At 52.7% G+C, this 23,819-nt stretch carries 22 protein-coding genes; 18 read left to right on the forward strand and 4 right to left on the reverse strand.

The window, feature by feature from the left end; translation table 11 throughout:
- Positions 1-28: 28 nt before the first annotated feature.
- From mutS to BLW68_RS16310, 4 genes are all read right to left on the reverse strand, one after another.
- Positions 29-2,590, reverse strand: a complete 2,562-nt coding sequence (gene mutS, locus BLW68_RS16295; protein ID WP_092795642.1) for a DNA mismatch repair protein MutS — start codon at positions 2,588-2,590, stop codon at positions 29-31.
- A gap of 196 nt (positions 2,591-2,786) precedes the next feature.
- The gene (locus tag BLW68_RS16300; protein ID WP_092795644.1) at positions 2,787-3,584 is read right to left on the reverse strand and encodes a gluconate 2-dehydrogenase subunit 3 family protein; all 798 of its coding nucleotides are present in this window, start codon (positions 3,582-3,584) and stop codon (positions 2,787-2,789) included.
- Positions 3,584-5,263, reverse strand: coding sequence for a GMC family oxidoreductase (locus BLW68_RS16305; RefSeq protein WP_092795646.1), 1,680 nt, complete (start codon positions 5,261-5,263; stop codon positions 3,584-3,586). Before BLW68_RS16305 ends, BLW68_RS16300 begins: the two co-directional genes overlap by 1 nt.
- A complete protein-coding gene (locus BLW68_RS16310; protein ID WP_092795648.1) occupies positions 5,263-5,958 on the reverse strand; it encodes a 3-keto-disaccharide hydrolase in 696 nt (231 codons plus the stop codon). Before BLW68_RS16310 ends, BLW68_RS16305 begins: the two co-directional genes overlap by 1 nt.
- 357 nt (positions 5,959-6,315) lie before the next feature.
- On the opposite strand from BLW68_RS16310, the gene BLW68_RS16315 reads away from it, so the two are divergent.
- From BLW68_RS16315 to BLW68_RS16400, 18 genes are all read left to right on the forward strand, one after another.
- On the forward strand, positions 6,316-6,813 hold the full coding sequence (locus BLW68_RS16315; protein ID WP_092795650.1) for a CinA family protein: 498 nt from the start codon (positions 6,316-6,318) through the stop codon (positions 6,811-6,813).
- Between the two features lie 62 nt (positions 6,814-6,875).
- The gene (recA, locus tag BLW68_RS16320) at positions 6,876-7,919 is read left to right on the forward strand and encodes a recombinase RecA (protein WP_092795780.1); all 1,044 of its coding nucleotides are present in this window, start codon (positions 6,876-6,878) and stop codon (positions 7,917-7,919) included.
- A 202-nt stretch (positions 7,920-8,121) separates the two neighbouring features.
- Positions 8,122-10,692, forward strand: a complete 2,571-nt coding sequence (locus BLW68_RS16325; RefSeq protein WP_245728370.1) for an HzsA-related protein — start codon at positions 8,122-8,124, stop codon at positions 10,690-10,692.
- Positions 10,693-11,415 (forward strand): outer membrane beta-barrel protein, encoded by a 723-nt coding sequence (locus BLW68_RS16330; RefSeq protein ID WP_092795653.1) that lies wholly within the window; start codon positions 10,693-10,695, stop codon positions 11,413-11,415.
- The gene (locus tag BLW68_RS16335; RefSeq protein WP_092795655.1) at positions 11,385-11,999 is read left to right on the forward strand and encodes an outer membrane beta-barrel domain-containing protein; all 615 of its coding nucleotides are present in this window, start codon (positions 11,385-11,387) and stop codon (positions 11,997-11,999) included. The genes BLW68_RS16330 and BLW68_RS16335 overlap by 31 nt, the downstream gene beginning before the upstream one ends.
- A 20-nt stretch (positions 12,000-12,019) precedes the next feature.
- Entirely contained in the window at positions 12,020-12,502 is a 483-nt protein-coding gene (locus BLW68_RS16340; RefSeq protein WP_092795657.1) for a TlpA family protein disulfide reductase, read from the forward strand.
- Positions 12,495-12,719 carry a DUF4266 domain-containing protein gene (locus BLW68_RS16345; RefSeq protein WP_231731910.1) on the forward strand — a complete coding sequence of 75 codons (225 nt, stop codon included), beginning with the start codon at positions 12,495-12,497 and terminating at the stop codon, positions 12,717-12,719. The genes BLW68_RS16340 and BLW68_RS16345 overlap by 8 nt, the downstream gene beginning before the upstream one ends.
- Positions 12,720-12,741: 22 nt before the next feature.
- Positions 12,742-13,836: a DUF3570 domain-containing protein gene (locus BLW68_RS16350; protein ID WP_245728371.1), complete on the forward strand. Its 1,095-nt coding sequence runs from the start codon at positions 12,742-12,744 to the stop codon at positions 13,834-13,836.
- A gap of 29 nt (positions 13,837-13,865) precedes the next feature.
- On the forward strand, positions 13,866-14,372 hold the full coding sequence (locus BLW68_RS16355) for an AraC family transcriptional regulator (RefSeq protein WP_092795662.1): 507 nt from the start codon (positions 13,866-13,868) through the stop codon (positions 14,370-14,372).
- Positions 14,357-16,204: a hypothetical protein gene (locus BLW68_RS16360; RefSeq protein WP_092795665.1), complete on the forward strand. Its 1,848-nt coding sequence runs from the start codon at positions 14,357-14,359 to the stop codon at positions 16,202-16,204. Before BLW68_RS16355 ends, BLW68_RS16360 begins: the two co-directional genes overlap by 16 nt.
- Entirely contained in the window at positions 16,201-19,071 is a 2,871-nt protein-coding gene (locus tag BLW68_RS16365; protein ID WP_092795667.1) for a tol-pal system YbgF family protein, read from the forward strand. The genes BLW68_RS16360 and BLW68_RS16365 overlap by 4 nt, the downstream gene beginning before the upstream one ends.
- A complete protein-coding gene (locus BLW68_RS16370; RefSeq protein WP_092795669.1) occupies positions 19,058-19,666 on the forward strand; it encodes a tetratricopeptide repeat protein in 609 nt (202 codons plus the stop codon). The genes BLW68_RS16365 and BLW68_RS16370 overlap by 14 nt, the downstream gene beginning before the upstream one ends.
- Positions 19,659-19,961, forward strand: a complete 303-nt coding sequence (locus BLW68_RS16375; RefSeq protein WP_068229235.1) for a hypothetical protein — start codon at positions 19,659-19,661, stop codon at positions 19,959-19,961. Before BLW68_RS16370 ends, BLW68_RS16375 begins: the two co-directional genes overlap by 8 nt.
- Before the next feature lie 13 nt (positions 19,962-19,974).
- Positions 19,975-20,634: a MotA/TolQ/ExbB proton channel family protein gene (locus BLW68_RS16380; RefSeq protein WP_092795671.1), complete on the forward strand. Its 660-nt coding sequence runs from the start codon at positions 19,975-19,977 to the stop codon at positions 20,632-20,634.
- Positions 20,618-21,136, forward strand: a complete 519-nt coding sequence (locus tag BLW68_RS16385; RefSeq protein WP_092795673.1) for a biopolymer transporter ExbD — start codon at positions 20,618-20,620, stop codon at positions 21,134-21,136. The genes BLW68_RS16380 and BLW68_RS16385 overlap by 17 nt, the downstream gene beginning before the upstream one ends.
- Entirely contained in the window at positions 21,133-21,654 is a 522-nt protein-coding gene (locus tag BLW68_RS16390; RefSeq protein ID WP_092795675.1) for an ExbD/TolR family protein, read from the forward strand. The genes BLW68_RS16385 and BLW68_RS16390 overlap by 4 nt, the downstream gene beginning before the upstream one ends.
- Positions 21,651-22,598 (forward strand): AgmX/PglI C-terminal domain-containing protein, encoded by a 948-nt coding sequence (locus tag BLW68_RS16395; protein ID WP_143039979.1) that lies wholly within the window; start codon positions 21,651-21,653, stop codon positions 22,596-22,598. Before BLW68_RS16390 ends, BLW68_RS16395 begins: the two co-directional genes overlap by 4 nt.
- A 23-nt stretch (positions 22,599-22,621) precedes the next feature.
- Positions 22,622-23,818, forward strand: coding sequence for a hypothetical protein (locus tag BLW68_RS16400; protein ID WP_245728372.1), 1,197 nt, complete (start codon positions 22,622-22,624; stop codon positions 23,816-23,818).
- The last annotated feature ends 1 nt before the right edge of the window (position 23,819 follow it).

Consider the following 23,819-nt stretch of genomic DNA (forward strand, 5'->3'; position numbering starts at 1 on the left):
ATTTAAAATGTATACATTTTTTGTCAAGCTACAGTTGTTGTTTTAATTGATACAATAACTCCAGTGCCTGACGGGCGGTTAAATCATCCGGGTTAATATCGCGCAGTTGCTCTACTACCGGGTGTTCTGTTTCCAGCAGGCTAAGTTGCGGTTGTATCGCTGTTGACGCTGTTTTTACCGATGCTGTGCCGCCGTGCTGCTCCAGCTCGCTGAGTTTATGCCGCGCCTGTTTAATAACGGCTTTAGGCACACCGGCCAGTTGTGCTACCTGTAAGCCAAAACTTTTGCTGGCGGCGCCGTCCTGCACGTGGTGCATAAACACTATGCTGTCACCATGCTCTACCGCGTCCAGGTGCACATTAGCCAGCCCCGGCAGTTGCTCTGCCAGTTCAGTCAGTTCAAAGTAATGAGTGGCAAACAAGGTTAAGGCTTTAATTTTAGTTGCCAGATAATCGGCACAGGCCCAGGCTAAACTTAAACCATCGTAAGTACTGGTACCACGGCCAATTTCGTCCATCAGCACCAGGCTGTGCTCGGTGGCGTGATGTAAAATAGTGGCGGTTTCGGTCATCTCTACCATAAAAGTAGAACGGCCGGAGGCCAGATCATCTGAAGCGCCAATACGGGTGAAAATACGGTCTATCGGGCCAATTTGGGCACTGTCGGCTGGTACAAAGCAGCCGATATAGGCCATTAGCACAATCAGCGCAGTTTGGCGCATATAGGTAGATTTACCGCCCATATTCGGCCCGGTAATCATCAGCATACGGCGTTGCTGGTGTAAATGCAGCGGGTTGGCAATAAAGGGTTCGGTTAATACCTGCTCTACCACCGGGTGACGCGCTTGCTGCAACACTATGCCGGTTTGGCTGCTAAGCTGTGGCCGGCAATAGTTCAGGCTGTCGGCACGCTCACTAAAAGTACACAATACATCCAGCTCGGCCAGTGCCTGCGCCAGTTGCTGTAGCGGGGCTAAGAAGGGGGCTGTCAGCTCAAATAATTGCTCATACAGCTGTTTTTCCAGCGCTAAGGCTTTGCTCTGGCTGCCAAGTACTTTGTCTTCGTACTCTTTAAGCTCGGGAATAATATAGCGCTCGTTGTTTTTCAACGTCTGGCGCCGTACATATTCCGGCGGCACTTTGGTGTCGGCGCTGCGGCCGGTTTCAATGTAATAACCATGAATACGGTTAAAGCCCACTTTCAGTGACGCAATACCGGTGCGCTCGCGCTCGCGCTGTTCCAGTTGTTCTAAATAATCGGTGGCACCGGTAGCCAAAGCCCGCCATTGGTCCAGCTCGGCATTGTAACTACTGGCAATAACACCACCATCGCGGATCAGTACCGGTGGCGTTTCTACAATAGCCTGTTCTAACAGCGTACATAGCTGCGGCAGCGGCTGGGCAGCCTGGCTGATTTGTTGCAGTAAAGCACTGCTAAGCGGGGACAGCTGCGGTGCCAGCACCGGCAATTGCTGCAGCGCCTGACGCAGACGGGCAAAGTCACGTGGGCGGGCACTGCGCAGCGCTAAACGGGCGATAACCCGTTCAATATCGCCAATTTGCTTTAATAGGGGTTGCAGTTGCTCATATTCTGTATTTAGCTCGGTTACAGCATCCAGCCGGGCATTAACCTGTGCCTGATTACGCAGCGGTGCATGGATCCAGCGTTTTAGCTGGCGCGATCCCATCGCTGTCTGGCTGCGGTCCAGCACGGCGGCGAGTGTATGTTCGTAGTTGCCGGCTAAGTTTTGCGTTAATTCCAGATTACGCCGGGTGGCGGCGTCGAGCACAATATTGTCCTGTGAGCGTTCCAGCGCCACTGCACGGATATGCGGCAGGGCGGCGCGTTGGGTGTCTTTAACATATTGCATTACGCAACCGGCAGCCATTAGCGCTACCGGTGCTTCATCTACACCAAAGCTCAGTAAGTCTTTAGTAGCAAACTGCTGGCATAATAAACGCTTAGCGGTAGCCAGCTCAAATTCCCACACCGGGCGGCGGCGCGCGCCTTTGCGTTTTTCTACCAGATAACTGTCGGCGAAATCTTCCGGATACAGCAGCTCTGCCGGGTTAAGCCGCTGCAACAGCGCAGTTAAATCATCTATGTTGTCTACCTGATTCAGCAAAAACCGGCCGCTGCTTAAATCCAACTGTGCCAGGCCGTATTGGCCACGCAACTGGCTGATAGCACATAGCAAATTGTCCTGGCGCTCATTTAACAGGGCTTCATCGGTAACAGTGCCTGGGGTAACAATGCGCACTACTTTGCGCTCAACCGGGCCTTTGCTGGTGGCCGGATCGCCAATTTGCTCACAAATTGCCACCGATTCGCCCAGCTGTACCAAACGGGCAAGATAGCCTTCAACCGCATGATAAGGCACGCCCGCCATCGGGATCGGTGTACCGGCGCTTTGGCCTCGTTTGGTCAGCGAAATATCCAGCAGTGCCGCTGCGCGTTTGGCATCGTCATAAAATAGTTCGTAAAAGTCACCCATGCGGTAAAACAGCAAAATGTCGGGGTGTTCACTTTTTAACCCCAGATACTGCTGCATCATGGGAGTATGAGAAGACAGGTCTTTGATAATAGTCATACAGATGTTCTTATCCGCGGCCGTTAGCGATGATAAAGCCGGGGATTATAACAGAAGTTTTTTAGTACATGCGATCAGCAGCTTTTAGCTTAGGCAGTAATTAGCGGCATCTTTAGCCGCGGCGGCGCAGAATAAAATAAAAAAGCTCCCTGTCTCTGCGATCAGGGAGCTAAGTTAAACAGACACAGACTAAGGCTTAACTGACTGGATAAGCAAAGTCGCTTAGGCCTAGTTCCGCCAGTGTTTTATTTAAATGGCTGTAAGCCTCTGGTGTCGGGCCTGGGTAAACACCGGCGATGGGAACATTCCCCAGATAGCCGATATCTTTAATGCCTTCCGGCGTACAGAAATAAGCTGCCAGTACCAGATTACGCAGCCGGGCGAAGGCTTTGGCAATGCGCTTAAACTGCGCTGAAGTTTGCTCGTTGTCGTAGGCAATATCATCAATAATCGCCAGTTGCTGTGGCTTGCCTAGTGCGGTAAATGGCTGCGAAAAACGCATAGTGGCTTCATCGTCTATCCAGGCCAGTGCCGACAAAATAGTCAGCCGGTCTTGCTGCTGGTTAGGATAGGGCGCGCTAACCCATTCATCGATCACCGTTGGTACCTGCACTGCAGAAGCCGACGGCGACTGGCCTTCCTGCGGCACGATAATATCTGATAGTAACGCCACCAGTGATAGTTGAGCTGGCGTTAATGTCAATGGCCAGGGCGCTTCGGGTGGCATAATCAGGTTTGGATCTTTACCGTAACCTTTGGCGGTGATGGGTTGCAGCTTCAGTTCTGGCCAGTGCTCTGCGCTTGTGGTGCCGCTGGCTGTTTTTGCCACTGGTGTTGGCTCACAACCTGCCAGGGCGGGTAGCATGGCGCTTGCAGCCAGGGCAGCTAACAGTTTTAGCGAATCGCGCCGGCTTAAATGGTTGGTGTAAGCCGGTGCCAGGTTATCGATGTGAGCCGTAGTGCTTTGCGCTGATATCAGGTTTGGTTTTTCCATCACAGTTTCCCCGCTTTAAGCTGATCAGCCAGCCAGGCGCTGTTGCGCATTGCCAGTGTCATAATGGTCAGGGTGCAGTTTTTATGCGGGTTAGAGGCAAAAACGCCACCGTCCATGACAAACAGGTTCGGACAATCCCAGCTTTGCCCCCATTGGTTAGTTACCGAGTCTTTGCTTGAGCTGCCCATACGGGTGGTGCCCACTTCATGAATAATTTCGCCGCCTTTTCTTATGGCATCTTTTGCAGCAGGCAATTCGCCAACCGTTGCGCCCATCGTCTCCAGAATGGCTTTGGCGGTTTTCAGGCCATGCTCGACCTGCTTAAGCTCGTGTTCTGACCACTGCCAGTGAAAACGTGCTACCGGAATACCCCATTTGTCTGTTACCTGGGGGTCTATGTCCATATAGCAGTGCTCGTTTGGCAGCATTTCACCGCGTAGTGCAAATGAAACGTAAGCACCGTAATGGGCGCGTACCTGCTGTTTTAGCGTAGTGCCATAACCTTGCAGGTTGCCGCTGACATAAGCGCCCGGTTCACCAAAGCGGCCGCCAAGTTCAAAGTGATAACCACGCGGGAAATCCAGTTCTTTATTAGCCTGCGCTTTGTGACCCCACCACGGAATAAACAGGTGGTTGGCGGTGTGGCCGTCTTCGTTATAGCGTGGCCGGTCCATTAGCGCCGGTACCAGTGCTGATAAGCCAGCGCCGGTGGAGTCCATCAGGTTACGGCCAACCTGGCCGCTGGAATTGGCCAGGCCGTTGGGATGACTGGTGCTTTTGGAATTGAGCAAAATGCGCGCCGATTCACAGGCACTGGCTGCCAGGATCACCACTTTGGCATTGAGTTGCTGTTCAGTGGCGGTTTTTTTGTCAATATAGCTGATGCCGGTAACCTTACCCTGCGCATCAACGGTAACGGTTTTCACCATCGCATCGGTGATAATCCGCAGATTACCGGTTGCCTGCGCCATGGGCAGCAGTGATGTGGTGGTTTGAAAAGCCGCACCGATCGAGCAGCCGTAACCGCAGGGCGTGGCATAAAAACAGGCGGCACGGTTATCCAGCGGTTTGGTCAGCACGGCGCGGTGCATTGGCACCGCGGTAATACCGTGTTTTTTTGCCGCAGCGGCTATCAGTAATTCAGGTACCCGTGGTGCGGGTGGCGGTTGTAACACCCCTTCCGGTGACGGTGGCATATCATCCAGGCCGGTATTGGTGCCGCAAACGCCTACTAAAGCTTCGGTTTTGTCGTACCAGGGGGCGATGTCATCGTAGTTAAAAGGCCAGTCGGCGCCCAGGCCATCGCGGCTTTTGCCTTTAAAATCATGCTCGCTAAAACGCAGTGAATAGCGGCCCCAGTGATTGGTGCGGCCACCCAGCATCCGGGCGCGCCACCATAAAAAGTCCGAGCCTTCTGCCGTGGTGTAGGGTTCGTCTGGCACCTGCCAGCCACCGTCTACGGTGGAATCATAAAAACCGAAGTCTTTATCTGGGGTAGAGGTGCCCATCAGCGGTGCGGCTGAGTTGGGCCTGAACATCGGAGTTTCTGTTTTCGGGTCGTAATTACGGCCAGCTTCCAGCAGCAGCACTTTGCGGCCTTGCCGGGTTAACTCATAAGCGGCCATGGCGCCACCGGCACCTGAGCCGACAACCAATACGTCATAGGCAAAATCGTTCATCACTTCAGCTCTTTAATTTTCAGATTTTTAAACCACACCACATCGCCGTGATCCTGCAAACCAATATGGCCACTGCGGTTAGCAGCAAAGCCAGGCCAGTTGGCAAACTTGCTGGCCGCCACTAATTGCTGCCACTCAGGGCTGTGGATCTCCACCGATACTGCCTGCACATCGTTCTGCCAGATGGTTAACTGGTTTTTCTCCAGCCGGATGCGTACCTGATTCCACTCGCCGGCAATTTTGTGCGAAGCTGCAGGGGAGGCGATCATGTCGTATAAAGAGCCGGATAAATGATTTGCCAGCTTGTTGTCGGGATGGCGTTCGTTATCGAGGATCTGAATCTCCGGGGCGTGCGAATAAATCTGGCTGCCGGTTTCATCAACCAGAATAAAAATGCCGCTATTGCCGCCTTCGGCAATTTTCCAATCTAGCTTAAGGTCAAAATCCTGATATTGGGCTTTAGTCAGAATGTCGCCGCCGCCTTTACCGCTTAGCTTAATAGTGCCATCTTCAATGACCCACTTATCGCTTAGCCCGTCCTGCTTGAAGTTACGCCACTGCGACAGGTCTTTGCCATCAAACAGCAGTTGCCAGCCGTCGTTTTTTTCCTGCTGGCTTAACTGATTATCCGCGGCGAGTGCGCCAAAGCTACCAAGTGTTAGCAGCAGGGCATAAAGTTGATGTCTGATTTTCAAGGTCGTTCTCCTCTTGTGGCAGTGATTCTTGTTATGGGTATAACTTCAATGTAACCGATATCATTGTGTTTGCTGTTATAGTGCAAACTACCACAAAATAAAAGCATAATTCGATAAAAGCACGGCGCTTTTTTAGTGCAAAAACTCAATAAATACCGCAATATTGCGCCGCAATTCACTGCTAATTAAGCAGCTGCTATGCGGCTTGGGTACATAATGTTAAATGTAATCCGTTACATTTTTTGCTGATAAATGCCGCTGAAGAGCGGGCCGCTTTACAGTATGACCAAGCGGTACTTGCTCCGTTTTCGGTTCTGGCGGCATAATAGCAGGCACTTATTATGATGTAGGTGAGTTATGGCGACCGCAGACAGTATGACGCTGGCAGCCCGGCTTGGGCAGTTGCTGCTACAGAAAAAATGGTCTATCACCACTGCGGAATCCTGTACCGGCGGTGGTATAGGTTATTGGTTAACCGCGGTGCCGGGCAGCTCGGCCTATGTTGACCGCGGCTTTATTACTTACAGCAACAAAGCCAAGCAGCAATTACTGGCAGTACGCAGCGCTACCTTGCTGCAATTTGGCGCCGTAAGTGAAGAGACCGTACGTGAAATGGCCGAAGGCGCCGCCAAAGCTGCCAATGCCGATATGGCCATAGCTGTGTCTGGTATTGCCGGGCCGGATGGCGGCTCAGTATATAAGCCGGTGGGCACTGTGTGTTTTGGCTTTTACCTTAATGGTAATGTAGCCAGCAGCCATCTGGTATTTGCCGGTGATCGCCAACAGGTACGCCAGCAAGCCATCGATTACGCCCTCAAACAAAGCATTGAGCTGTTGACAGCTTTAGCAAACTAGACTACTGTACGAGCATACAGTGTTAATTGTCCGGCAAGCCCGGCTCAACCATGGATATAAAAATGGACGACAACAAACAAAAAGCGCTCGCTGCCGCCTTAGGTCAAATTGAACGTCAGTTCGGTAAAGGTTCTATTATGCGTTTGGGTGATAGCACCGCGCTGGATATTGCTGCTGTATCTACCGGTTCGCTGGGGCTGGATATTGCACTGGGCATTGGCGGTTTACCTTATGGCCGTATCGTTGAAATTTATGGCCCGGAGTCGTCCGGTAAAACTACCTTAACCTTACAGGTTATTGCTGAAGCGCAAAAGGCCGGTAAAACCTGTGCTTTTATTGATGCTGAGCACGCACTGGACCCGGTGTATGCGAAAAAATTAGGTGTTAATGTTGATCAGTTGCTGGTGTCGCAGCCGGATACCGGTGAGCAGGCGCTGGAAATTTGTGACATGTTAGTACGCTCTGCTGCTGTAGATGTGGTAGTAGTCGACTCAGTAGCTGCTTTAACGCCAAAAGCTGAAATTGAAGGCGACATGGGCGACAGCCACATGGGCTTGCAAGCCCGCTTAATGTCACAGGCACTGCGTAAGCTAACCGGTAATATCAAGCGCTCTAACACTTTATGTATTTTTATCAACCAGATCCGCATGAAAATCGGTGTAATGTTCGGTAACCCGGAAACTACCACAGGTGGTAACGCGTTGAAATTCTACGCTTCTGTGCGCTTAGATATCCGCCGCATTGGTTCGGTAAAAGACGGTGATGAAATTACCGGTAACGAAACCCGCGTTAAAGTGGTGAAAAACAAAGTGGCACCACCGTTTAAACAAGCTGAGTTTATTATTCAGTACGGTGCTGGCATTAACAAACTGGGAGAACTGATTGATTTAGGCGTAGCTCAGGGTTTAGTAGATAAAGCCGGTGCCTGGTATGCGTATCAGGGCAATAAAATTGGCCAGGGTAAGGCCAATGCAATGAAGTTTCTGCAGGATAACCAGGCAGTGGCTGATGAAATTGAAAAAGAATTGCGTGCCCGCCTGTTGTTAAAACCGGGTGAAAAACCGATTGAAGAAAGCATACCAGAAGCGTTTGAAGCCGACTTGTAAGCCGCCTTCATCTGCCGTTAATAAAGCCAGCTTAAGCTGGCTTTTTTTGTAATAAATTTTAACTTGCTCTGTGGTTCATGCAGCGATAAGCTGTTGACTTAGCCAGTTTTGTTGCTCCCAAAACGTAAACACGCAGTAAACGGTAGCCGGTATCAGAATAATGATAATAATAACAAGGCTATGCCTTATCGCAGGCTGTATTGTGCTGGTAGCATGCAAAGCAGATATTAGCGTACAGGATCAACCCTCCGATCCGATAGTGCAGGAAATTGCCCTGACTTTTGTTGAACGGCCGTTACTGGTTGACGATGAACGCTATCAGAGCAATTTATTCGACCCTTCAGCCTTTAATCCCGGTGCACGGTTATTACTTAAGCAAAATGCGTTTGCCCAGTCGGCTGAAACCGATCTTACCGCCAGCCTGTTTCCTGAAAATGCCTTATACGACGTAAAAGATTTAGCCGCCTCGCCAGATGGCACCACCCTGTTATTTGCCCTGCGCGCACCGCAATTGCCTAATGTCGCAGATGAACTGCAGCCAAAGTGGGATTTATGGCGTTACGACGTTGCCAGTAAAACGGTTAGCCCGTTAATTGCTGATACACAACTGGCACAGCGTGGCCATGATATCAGCCCGGCTTTTTTACCTGATGGCCGTATTATTTTTAGTTCTACCCGGCAGATTATTTCCCGGCAAATTTTGTTAGATGAATTTAAGCCGCAATATACGGCGTTGGATGAAGACTTAAACTCGCCCGCGTTTAACCTTCATGTTATGAATGGCGATGGCAGCAATATTACCCAACTGAGTTTTAACCTGAGCCACGACCTTTATCCGGTAGTGCTGGACGACGGCCATATTCTATATAGCCGCTGGGATAACCAGAGCGATCGTTCGATGCTTAACTGGTATCGTATGCGCCCCGATGGCAGCGAAAACCAACTGATATATGGCTGGCATTCGCATAACCGCGGGGCAGAGCAATCGGCAGTCGAGTTTACTAAAGCAGTAGTGCTGGATGATGGCACTGTGTCGCTGGCACTGGCCGGAGTTGATGCACCTTATTACAACAGCTGGCCACAACGTGTAGCACTGGCTCTTGCCAGCGATAATGAGCAAGCACTGGCTGGTGAAACACTAAATATGCCGGCACAGACACCGTTATTTCCCTGGGCATTTGATAATACCGGGCGGGCCGAACGTGCCGGAGCAGTTAACAGCTACGCTGCCCTGAAAGATGGTACCGGCCGTTATCTGGTGAGTTGGTCACCGTGTCGCGTGGTGCAGCAAGAAACCATCTTAAGCTGTGCTCAGGTAGCAGAAGATGCCGGGTTGGAATCGGCAGAACCTTTATACGGTTTATGGCTATTTGATACACAAAAGCAAACTCAGGTGCCGGTACGGCCCGGGCGGGAAGGCTTATTGGTAACAGAGCCTGTTGTGCTGCAACCTTATACTGCCGGTGCTTTTTTGCCGGTAAATCCATTACTGGACACAGAGCTGGCTGCGCAAAATGCCGCCGTGCTGGATATTCGCAGTGTATATGATTTTGCCGGCGTGGCTGAGGTGGATATTGCCCGGTTGTCTGATCCGATGCAAAGCACTGCTACGCAGCGCCCGGCGCGGTTTTTACGGCTGGTACGCGGTGTGCCTTTGCCACCGGAAGAGGTGCTGGACACCCCCGACTTTGCTTTTGGCGTTAGCCGCCGTCAGCTGATGCGCGAAATTCTTGGTACGGTAGCGGTTGAACCTGATGGCTCTGTACAGGTAAAAGTACCCGCCAATGTGCCGTTTAATCTGGCGGTGCTTAATGGCGAAGGCCAGGCTGTTTCTGCATTGCACCAGCAATGGATAACACTGCGCCCCGGCGAAACGCTTAGCTGCAATGGTTGCCATACGCCACAAAGCACAGCGCCGCATGGCAGAGTAAACGGCGAAGGTGAAACGCCCAGTGCTAATGCCGGAGCAACAGGTTTTGCTGCCTTCCCTAATGCTAATCCGCAATTGCTGGCGCAGCCCGGTGAAACCATGGCGCAAGCCGCCGCCAGGTTAAATGGCATACCAGAGCTTAGCGAAGCATTGCAGTATTTAGATATCTGGACCGATCCGGCCAGGCGTGCGCCGGATGCCGCTGTGCGGATCAGCCTGCAGGATTTGACCACAACTTTACCGGGCGGGCTGGAGTGCTTTTCGCAGTGGCTGGCCAGTTGCCGGTTACGCATAGATTACCCAACCCATATTCAACCACTGTGGCAGCAAGACCGGCGCCGGTTCGACCCGGAGAGTAACGAGCTGATTGCCGACAATACCTGTGTCAGTTGCCATAGCAGAACCGATGCTAACGGTAACAGCCGGGTACCTATAGCCCAACTGGAACTGGATGCAGAGCCGTCAGATCTGCAGGCTGAGCATTATCGCAGTTACCGCGAACTGTTAAGTGCCGATAACGAGCAAGAGCTGGTGGGCGCTGTGTTGGTTGATCGTCTGGTGCAGGCTACCGATGCTGACGGTAATTTACTGTTTGTTACCGACGGCGCCGGCAATCTGGTACTTGATGACAACGGCAATCCGATTCCTGTGATGGTAACAGTGGCGGTTACACCTGCCATGCGCGCTGGCAGTGCGGTGGGCAGTGGCACATTTTTCAGCTTATTTGGCAATACAGGCAGCCATCGGGGTTATTTAACCGCCGCCGAGCTTAAACTGCTGGCCGACTGGCTGGATATAGGTGCGCAGTATTACAACTCGCCTTTTGCCGTGCCGGAGCAATAAATGAGACGGCTATTAATGTTACTTCTTAGTGTATTAAGCCTGCAGTTAATGGCTGAAACAGTCGCTGTTAAAGTAAGCGGAGACTTTGTCAATTTGCATTCCGGCCCCGGCCGCGGTTACCCGATAGTGCAGGTAGCCATTAAAGGCGAGGCGTTAGTACTCAATAAACGCCGCACCGACTGGGTACAGGTAGAGTTTAAACAACAGCAGTACTGGCTGGCGCGAGCTGATCTGACGCAATTGGTTACGCTACAACAGCAGACATTCACTGTATCGGATGAGCGCATTGCGCTTTATGAGCAGCGTTCGCTTGAAGCGGGCTTTATGTTTGGCGACTTTAACGGCAGCAGCTTTTATCAGTTGTCGCTGGCGTATTTGTTTAGCCCTTATATTCAAACCGAGTTAGCGGTAGGGCAGGCTAATGGCGATCAGGCCGATAACCTGTCAGCCGAGCTAAGCGTGTATTTAAGCCCGCTGCCACACTGGCGCTGGTCACCTTATTTTGGTATCGGCGGTGGTGTGCTGCGCACCACGCCGCGAACCGTGCTGGTGCAAACGCCGGATCGTAATAACAGCCTGGCCAGTGCTGAGCTGGGGGTACGTTATTACCTTAGCCGTAATTTTATCGCCCGTGCCGGTTACCGGCGCAGTGTTATCGTTACCGATCGCAATGACAACGAAGAGATAGACACATGGAAACTTGGTTTCAGCGTATTTTTTTAGTGCTGGGTCTGGCACCTGCTTTGGTTTGTGCACAACAGGTTGAGCCGGATATCAGCCAAAGCAGTATCAGCGAAAACGTGCTGGATAGCGAAAACTGGTTGTTGGGCCTGCGTGGCGGCATCATCAATATTGAAGATTTTGGCAGCAGTGCCCTGGGGGCATTGCAGCTTAGTTACCACATTAATGAAGACTTTTACCTGAGCGCCGAGTACGCCATGGCTAAAGCTGGGCGCACCTCATTTGAAGAGCTGAGCGGGGCGGCGCCACTACTGACCGACAGCGAACGGCAGTGGCGCTATTACGGGGCTCATGTCGGTTATGTGCTGTTACCGGGCGAAGTGTTTTTAAACCGTAACTACGCGATGAACAGCGGCCTGTCGGTATTTGCCGGCGGGGGTAATGTTGATTTTGCCGGAGATAAAGTATTTGCGCTGCAACTGGGCAGCCAGTTCAGGCTATACGCCACAGACTGGCTGGCACTGGAGCTGACCTTTAGCGATTATATTTTTGAAACCACCATACTGGCACGCAGCAAAACCACACATAACCTTAGCCTGGCTTTGGGTGTGGCGGTGTATTTCTAGTTGTTGATACAGAGGTAGTAATGAAGCGATTAATACAAAGCAGCATGCTGCTACTGGCACTGGGGTTGTCAGCTACGGTGCAGGCGCAAACCGCACCCGATTTCACCTTAAAGGCACTCGATGGCAATAACCTGCGTTTAGCCGAGCAGCGTGGCGACATTATGCTAATTAACTTCTGGGCCAGCTGGTGCGGCCCCTGTATTCAGGAAATGCCGGCGCTGGACAAACTGGCGCAAAAATACCAGATGCTGGGGGTGCAGGTATGGGGCGTAAACGTTGAAAACGACAGCTCTGCCGCCAAGGCCTACCTGAGCAAGGTGCAGGTGGCGTTTCCTATTCTATTTGATGTGGATAACAGTGTGTCGAAAGATTATCGCGTAGAGGCAATGCCCACCACAGTGATACTGGATAAAGACGGTAAGGTGCGCAGTGTGCACCGTGGATATAAGCCGGGGTATGAAAAGAAATATGAAGACGACATCAAAGGTTTATTACGTGAATAAACATCTGCTAAGCGCCGCAGCGGTGCTGCTGTTACTCAGTGGCTGTGCCGGTATGGAGCCCTGGGTCAAACCCTACGAGCGGGACAAGCTGGCCGATCCGATCATGGCGTTCGGCCGCCATCCGGTGGCATTGCAGCATGTTGCCCACGTGCAGGACTCGCGTGAAGCCGCCAAAGGCGCAAATGGCAGCGGAGGCGGTGGTTGTGGCTGTAACTAGGCTGTTAGCATTACTGTGCCTTATGTGTTCAGTAGCGCAGGCGGCAGTATTGCCGGAAGACAGGGCTGATCTGATGTACCACAGTTATCAGGGCGGTGGTGTGTCTATTGATGGCCCTGCGGTGATGCTGCGTAAAAAAGCCGGGCAGGCAGTGTCGTTGTCGGCCTATTACTATATAGATACCGTATCGGGTGCTTCTATCGATGTAGTCGCCACGGCCTCGGCTTATAGCGAAACACGCCATGAAAAGCGTGTTGGCATTGATTATCTGGCAGGCAACAGCATTTTAAGCGCCAACTACGCCCAAAGCGACGAAGACGATTACAAGGCTAAATCGGTGTCTTTTGCCATAGCGCACGATACTTTTGGTGGCATGACCACCCTTAGCCTGGAGGCGGGGCTTGGCGATGACGACGTGGGCCGCAACGGCGATGAAAGTTTTAGCGAAAGCGTAAAACGCTACAACTATAAACTGGGCTGGACCCAGGTGCTAAGCAGCAGCTGGATCAGCGCCCTGAATGTGCAGGTTGATTTAGACGAGGGCTTTTTAAATAACCCTTATCGCAGTGTGCGTTACCGTGACAATACCGAGCCGCTGGGCTACGGCTATCAAAGCGAAGTGTATCCCTCTACCCGTAATTCACTGGCAGTTTCAGTGGTAAACAAAGTGTATTTGCCTTATCGCGCCGCACTTAGCTTTAACCTGCGCCATTATCAGGACAGCTGGGATATCCGCGCACTGGATGCCGAGCTGGAATATGTGCACCCCCTTAGCCAGCGCTGGACGCTGGATGCAAAAATACGCTGGTACAGCCAAAGCCAGGCTGAGTTTTACCGTGACTTATTTGATTTTGCCAGCCAGCAAAACTTTATGGCGCGTGACAAAGAACTGAGCGACTTTACCAACTGGACCTTTGGCGTTGGAGCCAGTTACCGCCTGCCGGGCTGGGATTTCTGGCCGCAAGCCAAACCCGAGCTTAACCTGCAGTGGGATCATATCCGCTTTAGTTATAACAATTTTCGTGACGTAACCGCCGCCGACACCGACGTTGGCCTGGAACCCTTGTACCGGCTGGACGCCAATGTGCTACGGGCGTTTTTGAGTCTGTATTTTTAACCGGGCTTACTTTTTAACAGGACAAAAGAATGAGAGCGCTACTACTAAGTTGTTTGCTGTTGCTAAGCGCCCAGGCCGGTGCCAACACGCCGGTCAGTGATCAGTTGGAGCAACTGAAACAGCAGGTTATTCAGTTAAACCGCGAGCTGTTTTTGCTGGAGGAAGAATTGTTATTTCCACCGCAAACCCAGCTTGCTGTGTTTTTGTCGGTAGATAGCGGCCAGTTTTTCCAGCTCGACAGTGTTGAACTAATACTGAACGACAAACCGGTAGAGGGCCATTTATATACCGCCCAGCAGTGGGATGCGCTAAAGCGTGGCGCTATCCAGCCGTTGTACAAAGGCAATGTTAAGGCCGGAGAGCATAACCTGACGGCAGTATTTGTTGGTAAAGGGCCGGATAACCGCGACTACCGCCGCGCAGTAAGCTACCGCTTTAATAAAGCAGAAGATGCTGTATTGCTGGAGCTCCAGGTAAAAGATCGCAGCAGTGATTACCAACCTGAATTTATTGTGCAGCCATGGTCAAACGACTGATATTGCCCATAAGCCTGTTATTGCTATCGGTTTTTGTGATGGCAGAACCGGTATCGCTTAGCGAAAAACATTATCGCCAGGCGGCGTGGGCCTTTTATCAGCAACAACCTGCGACAGCGCTTGAAGCCTTGCAACTGGCCCCGCAGCACAATGGCCGTACCCGCCTGCTGGAAGCGGGTTTGTATTTGCAACTGGCTATGCCACAACATGCGGCTACTGCGCTGGAACAGGTGTTGGCGCAACCTGCAGATGATAATGCCGTACCCCAGGCATTGAAGAATATTGCCTTATTGCAGTTTGCCCGTTATCAGCTGGAACTGGGCAATAAAACTGCTGCCCGCCAGTATCTGGAGCAGGTTAATATTACCGCCGATGGTGCCTGGCGTGGCCAGCAGCAACTGCTCAGCCAGCTTATTCATTGGCCGGATATCAGCGTGCCACCACAGCCGGATTTTGTCTCGCTGGCAGATCAGCCAGAAATGCCTTATGTCATCAGCAACCAGGCGCTGGTGCTGGCAAAACAACAGCCGCAGCAGGCGCTTAACTGGCTGGCCAGGTTACAGCAGCAATTTGTCACGCCGGCCGAACAAGGCTTCTGGCAGCAGCTGTTTTCCGGGCGCTGGAGCTTACTTAACCGCCCGGATAGTTTTGTTTATCCACATGATGAAAAGCAGGCACTGGATGATTACCTGCAACTCACCCAGGCTCAGCTGCATATTCAGCTGCAGGATTACGCCGCTGCCGATGCAATTCTGGCTAATTTTGGCCGCGACAGTGTGCTTAGCAGCAATGCACTGGAGCTATACAGCTATATTCTTACCGAGCAGCGGCATATTCCGGCTTTGCTGGCAGTATTGCAGCAACAGATCCGCCAGCAACCGTTTAGCAATACAGCCTGGCAAGCGGCAACCCGTATTGGCGAGCAGTTAGAGCGGGCATTGCAGCCCGATGATGCACTGGCCGCTTACAACTGGGCCGACAATTATTATCAGCAACAATACCAGCTGATTAATCAGCAGGCGAATCCGCTTCAGGTGCAGCAACTGTTGCAAGGTGCCAGCCAGTGGCAGCAATTACAGTTAACCAACGACAACAGCCTGTACCGGCTGCAGCAGGATATTACTGCTCTGCAACAGCAGCTTACGGCTGCGCCAGAGCGCCAGCAGCGGCTTAGCAGCCTGCAGCAAACTGCGGAATTTAAGTTAAACCAGCAACAACAATTACTTGGTAGCCAGTTGCCACAGCTTAGTGCACGGCGCCAGCAACTGCAGAGTGAGTTTGCGGCAATACAGCAGCAAATCAGCGCATTAACAGACAATAGCCTGCCGCAGGCTCTGACCCAGGGCAAGCTGCACCAGCAGGTAAGCCGGCTGCAGCGTGCTGAGCAACATTTACAGCAGTTACCGCCGGCACAGGCCGACACTTACAGCCGCCGTCTGACACGGCTGCGTGGTTTGTTGCAGTGGCAATATTATGAAGATAACGCCGCACAGCAATACCGGCTGAACCGGTTGCAGCAGCAAATCAGTACGGAGCTTACCGAGCTGGACAGCCGCCTGCAGGCACTGCGCCAGCAAGGCACACAAACTGACCGGCTGCGCCGGCAACAGCAACGCTTAACCGAATTAAGCGCGCAGCAGCAACAGCTGAACCTGGCGCTGTTAAGCCAGCAACAGCAATTACTGGCGCAGCTGAATCAGCGCTTACAACAGCACCGCCAGCAGGACATCGCGCGGTTGCAACAGTTGCAGCGGCACAATAAAGAATCACTGGCCCGGGTGATGGAACTGGTATTGCTAAAGCGTGCCGCTAACAGCGGAGGCCAGCCATGAGCCTGTTACGCATTAGTGTGCTGGCCGCAGCTTGCAGTTTACTGCTGCAAAGCTGTAGTTCAGTGCCCGAGCAAAACAAACGGCCGCGGCTGGCGGATTTACCGGCGTTTGATCGCAGCATGCTGTCTGCTGATCTTAGCGTAAGCGAGCAACAACTGGATATGATATACCAGCAGATACTCAGCATGCAGCCCGCCGAACAAACGCGTAAGCGTATTTTGTATCGCTTATCGCAAATGCACACCAGCCAACTGGAACAATCCGAGCTGCCAACGGCACAGGAGCAAACTGCACTACGCGCTTTGGTACAGCGCTACGAACAACTGCTGCGTGATTATCCGCAAGAGCCAAACAACGAACTGATCCGTTATCAGCTGGCGCGCAGTTACGATTTGCTGGCCGAGCAAAATGCCTGCCTGCAGCAGCTGGATATTTTGCTGCGCGATTATCCGTCTTCTCCCTTTGCCAGCGAAGTGTGGTTTCGTAAAGCCGATATTCATTATAGCTTTGCTGATTATGAGGCCGCCTTAGCCGCCTATTTAGCCGTGCTGAACGGCACTGACCCCACCTTACAGCAGCATGCCCGCTATATGGCCGGCTGGAGCTACTTTAAGTTACAGCAGTTTGAACAGGCCGATGAGCAGTTTTTACATCTGCTGGATGATACCTACACTGAATTACTGCTGACGGAAAACACCCAGCCACAGCAAAGCCTGCGCAGTGAAGTACTGCGCACCTTAAGCATTTCACTCAGTTACCAGCAACAGGGAGAAAGCCTGCAGGCACTATTACAACGGGTGCCTTATCGCAGTGGTGAGCGCTCTGTAGTGTATGTGGCCGAGCTGTATCAGACACTGGCACGTTTTTTAGCAGAAAAACAATTGCTGAGCGAAAGCCTGCACAGCTACCGGCTGTTTATTCAGCATTACCCGGCAACTATCACTGCAGCAGAGTTTCAGTTGTTGCTGATTGAGCATTATCTGGCGTCGGGTGAAGCTGATTTAGCCCTTGCGGCGCAGCAGGAATATATCAGCCTGTTTGGCCCGGGCTCAGCATTCTGGCAACAGGCCCGCAGCGCTGAGTTGGCGCAGGTGCAGCCATTATTGTTGCAGTATCTGGATTACTTTGCCCGCGCCCATTATGCCGGCGCCACGGCATTAGAGGGCGATGACAGAACAACCGGCTTTGCCGCGGCCATACCGCTGTGGCAAAACATGCTGACAGTACTGCAGCAAACGCCAAACAGCGCGCACCCGCAGGCGAATACCAGCTACTCTCAGGCGGATATTAGCTATCTGCTGGCAGAATCTTATGCCGGTGCCGGCCAGTATGCTGCCGCGCTTGAGCTTTATACCTGGCTTGGCTATCAGGCGCCGTTAACCGATGCCAGCCTGTTTAGTGCTCAGGATGCCGCTTATAAAGCTTTACTGCTCAGCGAGCAGTTATCGTCTCAAAGTGACGCCGCAGCACTGGCTCTGTGGCAACAGCAAAGCCGGTTTGTGGCGCAGCACCGCCAGCACCCCGCAGCACAGCAGGTTGCACTGCAACAGCTGCAGCAGCGTTACCGTGAGCAGGATTATCAGGCTGTGCTGCTGTACAGCGCTGATGTGATTAACTGGGGCGATAATCGGCAAAGCTCAGCTATGAATAACTCAGCTACGCAAAACTCAGCAGCGCCAAGCCAGCGCGCATTAGTGCAGGAAGCGCAGTTTTTACAAAGCCAGAGCGAGCTGGCACTAAAGCAATATGCCGCTGCAGAGCAGAGTATTAACTCGCTATTGCAGCAAACCTTGCCAGCAGATCGCCGCGAACTGTTAAAGGCGCAACTAGCGTCCAGTATTTATCAGCAGGCGCAGCAAAAAGATGCTTCACTGCTGGCAGTGCAGGCACATTTACAGCGTTTGTTAAGCGCATTGCCGCAGTCGGAATATCACGAAGCCGCGGCTTATCAGCAAATAGAATTACAGCTGGCGGCCAGGGATTATCCGGCAGCAATTACGCTGCTAAGTGCTTTTATTCAGCGTTATCCCGGTACCGAGCGTACAACGGCAGCCAAAGCGCTGCTGCTGGACAGTTACGAGCAAGCTGAGCAGTGGGATAAAGCTGCCGCGCAACTAGTAATACTGAGCAGCGAAGGTGATGTGCAGCAACAGCGCGAAGCCTTGTATCTGGCGGCGCAGTATTATCAGCGTGCCAACCACAACGACAAAGCGCTTGAGGCCTGGCGCAGCTATGCCAACCGTTATCTGCAGCCGCATCTGTTGGCGCAGGAGGCGCGGTATCAGCTGGTGCAGTTGTATCAGCAGCAGAGGGATCTGTCGCGGCAGAACTTCTGGCGGGAAAAAATCGCCAGCTTTGAGCAACAGTTTGCCAGCGAAGGAAACGAGCGCACCAGGCAGTTAGCCGCGCAGGCACTGTTGCAACTGGGGCAGCACGAAAGCAATTTGTTTGCCGCAATCAGGCTTAGCCATCCGCTGCGGCAAAGCTTACAGCAAAAACGTCAGCATATGAGTGGTGCTATTAAGCACTATGAGCAAGCCATTAGCTATGGCGTTGCCTCAATGGTTAGTGAAGCCCAGTTCAGAGTAGCGGAGTTATATCAGCAAATGGCCACGGCTTTGCTGCAGTCAGACCGGCCCAAAGGGTTGGACGAGCTGGCGCTGGAAGAATACGAGCTATTGCTGGAAGAGCAGGCGTTTCCGTTTGAAGAGCAAGCCATTGCTATTTACCAGCAAAATACCCGCCTGACTCAACAGCAGGTATGGGACAGTTGGGTGCAGCAAAGTTTTATCCGGTTGGCGCAGTTGCTGCCGGCCAAATTTAATAAAACCGAAGCCTATACCGGAGTAGCCGATGCCGCTGATTAAGCCTGCTTTGGTTAAGTATTTTCTGGCAGCAGCCTTATGCAGCCTGGCCGCTTGCAGCCAGTTGCCGGTATCCAACGCACCTGCAGTGCCGGTGGTTGCTGCTGTGCAGCTCAATGCTTTGCAGCAGCAACAATTTACCGAAGGTAAAGCCTTGTTAATAGCAGGCCAGTACAGTGCGGCGCAAAACATCTTCAGTGCGCTGGCAACGCAGCAAAGCAGCTTTGCCGGTATCTGGTATAACCTGGCGTTAAGCCAGTGGCACAGTGGTGATGCTGCCAGCGCACAAAGCAGCCTGCAACAGGCGGTGCATGCCTCTGCCGCTCACAGTGCCAGCCATAATTTGCTAGGTATTTTGGCCCGCCAGCAAGGTAACTTTCGCCAGGCTGAGCGGCATTTTCAGCGGGCGTTACAGGCACAACCAGATTACGCCCTGGCGCATAAAAATCTGGCATTTTTATATGAGCTGTACCTCGGCCAGCCGCTAGCGGCGCATTACCACTACCAGCAATACTATGCCATGACGCAAGATGAGCAGGCGAAAGCCTGGCTGGCACTGCTGGAACAACAATTGGATCAGGAGGCAGCTAATGAATAGGCTGATGTTAGTTGGCATAGTGTTAGTGGCCAGTTTTAGCCTGCTGGCGCAACAGCGCACGCAGCAGGTACAGGTGGAAAGCACTATTAGTGGTAATCAGGAGCAACCGAAAACCATTTATGTGCTGCCGTGGCAAAGCCCGGTTAGCGTGATCCGCATTCCCGGCGAGCCATTAACCCAGCAGGCACCGGCACTGTCGCCACTGGATCGGCAGCAATTTTTACGTTTTATCGCTGTACAGCAGGGCAACCAGGCTGGCGCGGCTACCCCAACAGTTAATCCACAAAAGCAATAAGAGGACATTTTTCATGGAGTTGTTAAACGGCATGGTTCGGTTTTTACAGGAAGGCGGCGTGTTTATTTATCCTATCGCTTTTATCCTGGTGCTTGGCATCGTTATTGCCGTTGAACGCTGGTGGTTTTTACGCAGTGTGTATGGCGTAAACCAGCGCGCTATGGCGCAGGTACAAAGTGCAGTAGCACAGGCCGACATCAGCCGCATTGTACAACTGGCCGCCAGCAGTAGTGCTCCGATCCTGGCGATGCTGGCCAGTGGCGTACACCGGCTGCGCTCATCGTCCAAGCGTGAAGATATGGAGTACGCGATGGAAGAAGTGGTACTGGAATACAGTCTGCGTCTGCAAAAACGCACACCTTTTCTGGCCACCCTGGCCAACGTAGCCACTTTGCTTGGCCTGCTGGGGACCATTATGGGTTTAATTGCCGCGTTTTCGGCGGTAGCCAATGCTGATCCTTCAGAGAAAGCCAGCTTGTTGTCATCGAGTATTTCGGTAGCAATGAACACCACCGCCTTTGGCCTTATTACCGCCATTCCACTGGTGTTTGTCCATGCCTTACTGCAGGGCAAAACAGCCAGCATTATCGATACCATGGAAATGTCCGGCATTAAGCTGATGAACAGTATTGCCAAACAAACTGATGGTGGCGCGGATGATAAAAAGGCGTAAAGCACCCCTTGCCGATGCCGAGCTTGATATCACGTCCTTTATGAACCTGATGATCGTGCTGGTGCCGGTATTGCTGCTAAGCCTGGTGTTTGCGCAAATTCGCGTGCTGAATATTCAGCTGCCGCCATTAAGCGAACAGCAACTGCAGCAAGAGCAAGAACAGCCGCAGCAACTGGAACTGGAAATTCACGCCGACAGGCTGCGGCTGAATTATCCGGCCGGTGAACCGCTGCGGGTATTTGAACTGACAGAGCAAGGCAGGCTGGATTTTGCCGCGCTTAGCCTGTACCTGCAGGATTTAAAGCTAACTTTCTCGCAAAAACAGATAGAAAAACAAGATATTACCATTCTGGCACCCGACGATCTGGACTACCAGACGCTGGTAACGGCAATGGACACCGTGCGCTCGTTTAAAGCCGTGGTAGCTGCGCAGTTGGTTGATGCAGAGCTGTTTCCGCAAATATCACTGGGCGAGCTGCCCAAAGCGGAGGGCCGTGAATGAAAATGTCATTTCGCGCCAAACGCTTAGAGCGGCAGAACCAACGTTTGGCGCAGGCCGGTAAACTGAACCTGGTCGCGTTGATGGATATTTTTACCATACTGGTGTTCTTTCTAATGGTGAATCAGTCTGAAGTTAAAGTGCTGCAAAGCAATAAAGATATCAACCTGCCGCGCTCAGTATCTGAGCAGTTACCCAGCGAAAAAGTGATGTTAACCATTACCGCTAACGGTGTACTGGTGCAGGGCAAACCGGTGTGGCAGGGCGACTGGCAACAAGACAGTAATAACTGGCTGCCCGAACTGTCGGAGGCGTTAACCACTGAGCTGGATTATCTGGCCAACCGGGCCGGGCCTTTAGCGCCAGAGCAACAGCAGGTGGGCCGGGCACTAACTATTTTAGGTGATGCCTCTGTGCCTTACGCGCTGCTGCGCCGGTTAATGGCTATTTGTGCTGCTACCGAATACCGCGATTTATCGTTGGCGGTAGAGGCAATGGCACCGGCCGTGGAGGCGCCATGACAACGGCAACTCTCACTGATAACAACAACTGGCAATTTGAAGATCAACGCTTTTACCGGCTGTTATGGCTGGGTTTTGCGCTATGGCTGATATTTGCAGTACTGATACCCGCGCTGACAGTGCCGGAGCGCAGCCGGCAAGTGCAGGAGCAACTACCACCGCAACTGGCGCGGGTTGTGCTGGAAGAGCGCAAAGCCCCACCGCCACCAGAGCCGCCACCGGTGCAGGAGCCGTTGCCGCAGCCAAAACCCGAGCCGGTTGCCGTAACCGAACCTGTGCCTGCTGCCGCTGAACCGGTAAAGCCAGACCCACAACGGGCGCGCGAACAAGCGCAGCAGGCCGGTTTGCTGGCAATGAAAGATGATTTGGCAGAGCTGCGGCAAAGCTTTCAGCTGAACAATACCGCACCACAGGTAAAAAGCAGCGGCGAACAACAAGCTACCCAGGTAGAGCGTAAGCTGCTGCGCAATGACGCCAGTAAACAATTTGCGGCGGCGCAGGCTGCTGCAGTGGCTGGCGATATAGCACGTTCTGAACTGGCTGATACTGGCACGACCGCGCTGGCCGAAGCTGAACTAAAGGGCTTATCAGCCACCGGCAGCGCTGAGCAGCAAAACCGCAGCAATGCCAATGCCAGCGCTAACAGCGCCGGGCATGGCCGCTCAGAAGCCGCTATCCGCCGGGTGCTGGAAGCAAATAAAAGCAGCCTGTACACGCTGTACAGCCGGGCCCTGCGTGCCAACCCCTTACTAAAAGGCAAGGTGGTGTTTGAGCTGGTGATTAAGCCAGATGGCAGCCTGGCAGAAGTGACCATAGTGCAAAGTGAGCTGAACGACAGCAAGCTGGAGCGGCAGTTGGTGCTGCGCCTGGGTTCCGTTAATTTTGGTGCTGAAGCTGTAGCTTTAACCCGTTCGCAGTGGACAGTAGAATTTTTACCGGGCTGATAACACAGCCGGAGGTGATAAAAATGCGTTATCTAGGCTATGTCAGAGTAATGGTGTTTGGCAGTTTGCTCTTTGCTGCGATAGCGCAGGCCGGTTCACTGGAGCAGGCAAAAAGGCTGCATGACCGTATCGCAGGTGTACCGGCAGATGCGGCCACCTTAAGCCAGATGCAGGCGTTGATTGATGGCGGTAATGCCGCGGCGGCAGCGGAGCTGGCCATGCAGCACCCGGATTTTTACCGTACTACGCTTAAGTTGTTTGCCTCAGCGGCAACCAACCGCGAGCTGGACGTGTTTGAACCGCTGAACGATTACAGTGCCACCGTGATCGGTCTGGTGCGCGATGATGTAGATTTTCGCCAGTTGCTGCAAACCGACATTTTATATGTTGGCGCCGACAGCCTGGGTTTACCGCCGTATCAGAGTAACAATAACGAACATTATCTGGCACTGGAGCGCGAGGCCGTCGATTTAGCCCAGCACTTGCAGCCAAGGGCGCAAAGCACGTTAAATGGTATTCCGGCAGATGCAGCCGCGGGGGTTATGACCAGCCGTGCGGCCGCCAAAGCGTTTTTTTATCTGGGTACTAACCGCGCCATGTTTCGTTTTACCCTGATGAGCCAACTGTGCACCGACTTAGAGCCGCTGCAGGATATCACTACACCAACCGACCGCATCCGGCAGGATGTCAGCCGCAGCCCGGGCGGTGACAGCCGTATTTTTAACAACCGCTGTGTCGGCTGCCATGCCGGCATGGACCCCCTGGCACAAGCTTTTGCTTATTACGATTACCAGTTTACTGACGAAAGCGGCAGCAATGGCCGGGTTTTTTATCAGCAAAGCGGTACACAAAATGAAGGCACACAAAGCCGGGTACAATCCAAATATCATATCAATGCCGGCACCTTCCCGTATGGCTTTCGCACACAGGATGACAGCTGGACTAACTATTGGCGCGAAGGGCAAAACCAGGCGCTGGGCTGGGATAACAGCTTGCCGGGTGAAGGGAACGGCGCCAGAAGCCTGGGCCAGGAGCTGGCCAACAGCACGGCTTTTGCTCAGTGCCAGGTAAAAAAGGTGTTTCGTACTGTGTGTCTGCGAGAGCCGGAAAACCTCAGCGACGTTAGTGCACTGCACAGCATTACCGACAGTTTTCGCAGTGGCGGTTACCGCCTGAAACAGGTGTTTGCCGACACCGCGACTTATTGTATGGGAGACTAAC

It is taken from the genome of Rheinheimera pacifica (genome assembly GCF_900108485.1).
Classification (GTDB): Bacteria; Pseudomonadota; Gammaproteobacteria; order Enterobacterales; family Alteromonadaceae; genus Alishewanella; species Alishewanella pacifica.

Coding starts and splice junctions, on each gene's coding strand:
- BLW68_RS16390 (WP_092795675.1), top strand. CDS start 21,133: ATGAAAATGTCATTTCGCGCCAAACGCTTAGAGCGGCAGAACCAACGT.
- BLW68_RS16350 (WP_245728371.1), top strand. CDS start 12,742: ATGTGTTCAGTAGCGCAGGCGGCAGTATTGCCGGAAGACAGGGCTGAT.
- BLW68_RS16370 (WP_092795669.1), top strand. CDS start 19,058: ATGCCGCTGATTAAGCCTGCTTTGGTTAAGTATTTTCTGGCAGCAGCC.
- BLW68_RS16365 (WP_092795667.1), top strand. CDS start 16,201: ATGAGCCTGTTACGCATTAGTGTGCTGGCCGCAGCTTGCAGTTTACTG.
- BLW68_RS16385 (WP_092795673.1), top strand. CDS start 20,618: ATGATAAAAAGGCGTAAAGCACCCCTTGCCGATGCCGAGCTTGATATC.
- recA (WP_092795780.1), top strand. CDS start 6,876: ATGGACGACAACAAACAAAAAGCGCTCGCTGCCGCCTTAGGTCAAATT.
- BLW68_RS16360 (WP_092795665.1), top strand. CDS start 14,357: ATGGTCAAACGACTGATATTGCCCATAAGCCTGTTATTGCTATCGGTT.
- mutS (WP_092795642.1), bottom strand. CDS start 2,590: ATGACTATTATCAAAGACCTGTCTTCTCATACTCCCATGATGCAGCAG.
- BLW68_RS16340 (WP_092795657.1), top strand. CDS start 12,020: ATGAAGCGATTAATACAAAGCAGCATGCTGCTACTGGCACTGGGGTTG.
- BLW68_RS16330 (WP_092795653.1), top strand. CDS start 10,693: ATGAGACGGCTATTAATGTTACTTCTTAGTGTATTAAGCCTGCAGTTA.
- BLW68_RS16375 (WP_068229235.1), top strand. CDS start 19,659: ATGAATAGGCTGATGTTAGTTGGCATAGTGTTAGTGGCCAGTTTTAGC.
- BLW68_RS16315 (WP_092795650.1), top strand. CDS start 6,316: ATGGCGACCGCAGACAGTATGACGCTGGCAGCCCGGCTTGGGCAGTTG.
- BLW68_RS16380 (WP_092795671.1), top strand. CDS start 19,975: ATGGAGTTGTTAAACGGCATGGTTCGGTTTTTACAGGAAGGCGGCGTG.
- BLW68_RS16335 (WP_092795655.1), top strand. CDS start 11,385: ATGGAAACTTGGTTTCAGCGTATTTTTTTAGTGCTGGGTCTGGCACCT.
- BLW68_RS16395 (WP_143039979.1), top strand. CDS start 21,651: ATGACAACGGCAACTCTCACTGATAACAACAACTGGCAATTTGAAGAT.
- BLW68_RS16355 (WP_092795662.1), top strand. CDS start 13,866: ATGAGAGCGCTACTACTAAGTTGTTTGCTGTTGCTAAGCGCCCAGGCC.
- BLW68_RS16305 (WP_092795646.1), bottom strand. CDS start 5,263: ATGAACGATTTTGCCTATGACGTATTGGTTGTCGGCTCAGGTGCCGGT.
- BLW68_RS16400 (WP_245728372.1), top strand. CDS start 22,622: ATGCGTTATCTAGGCTATGTCAGAGTAATGGTGTTTGGCAGTTTGCTC.
- BLW68_RS16300 (WP_092795644.1), bottom strand. CDS start 3,584: ATGGAAAAACCAAACCTGATATCAGCGCAAAGCACTACGGCTCACATC.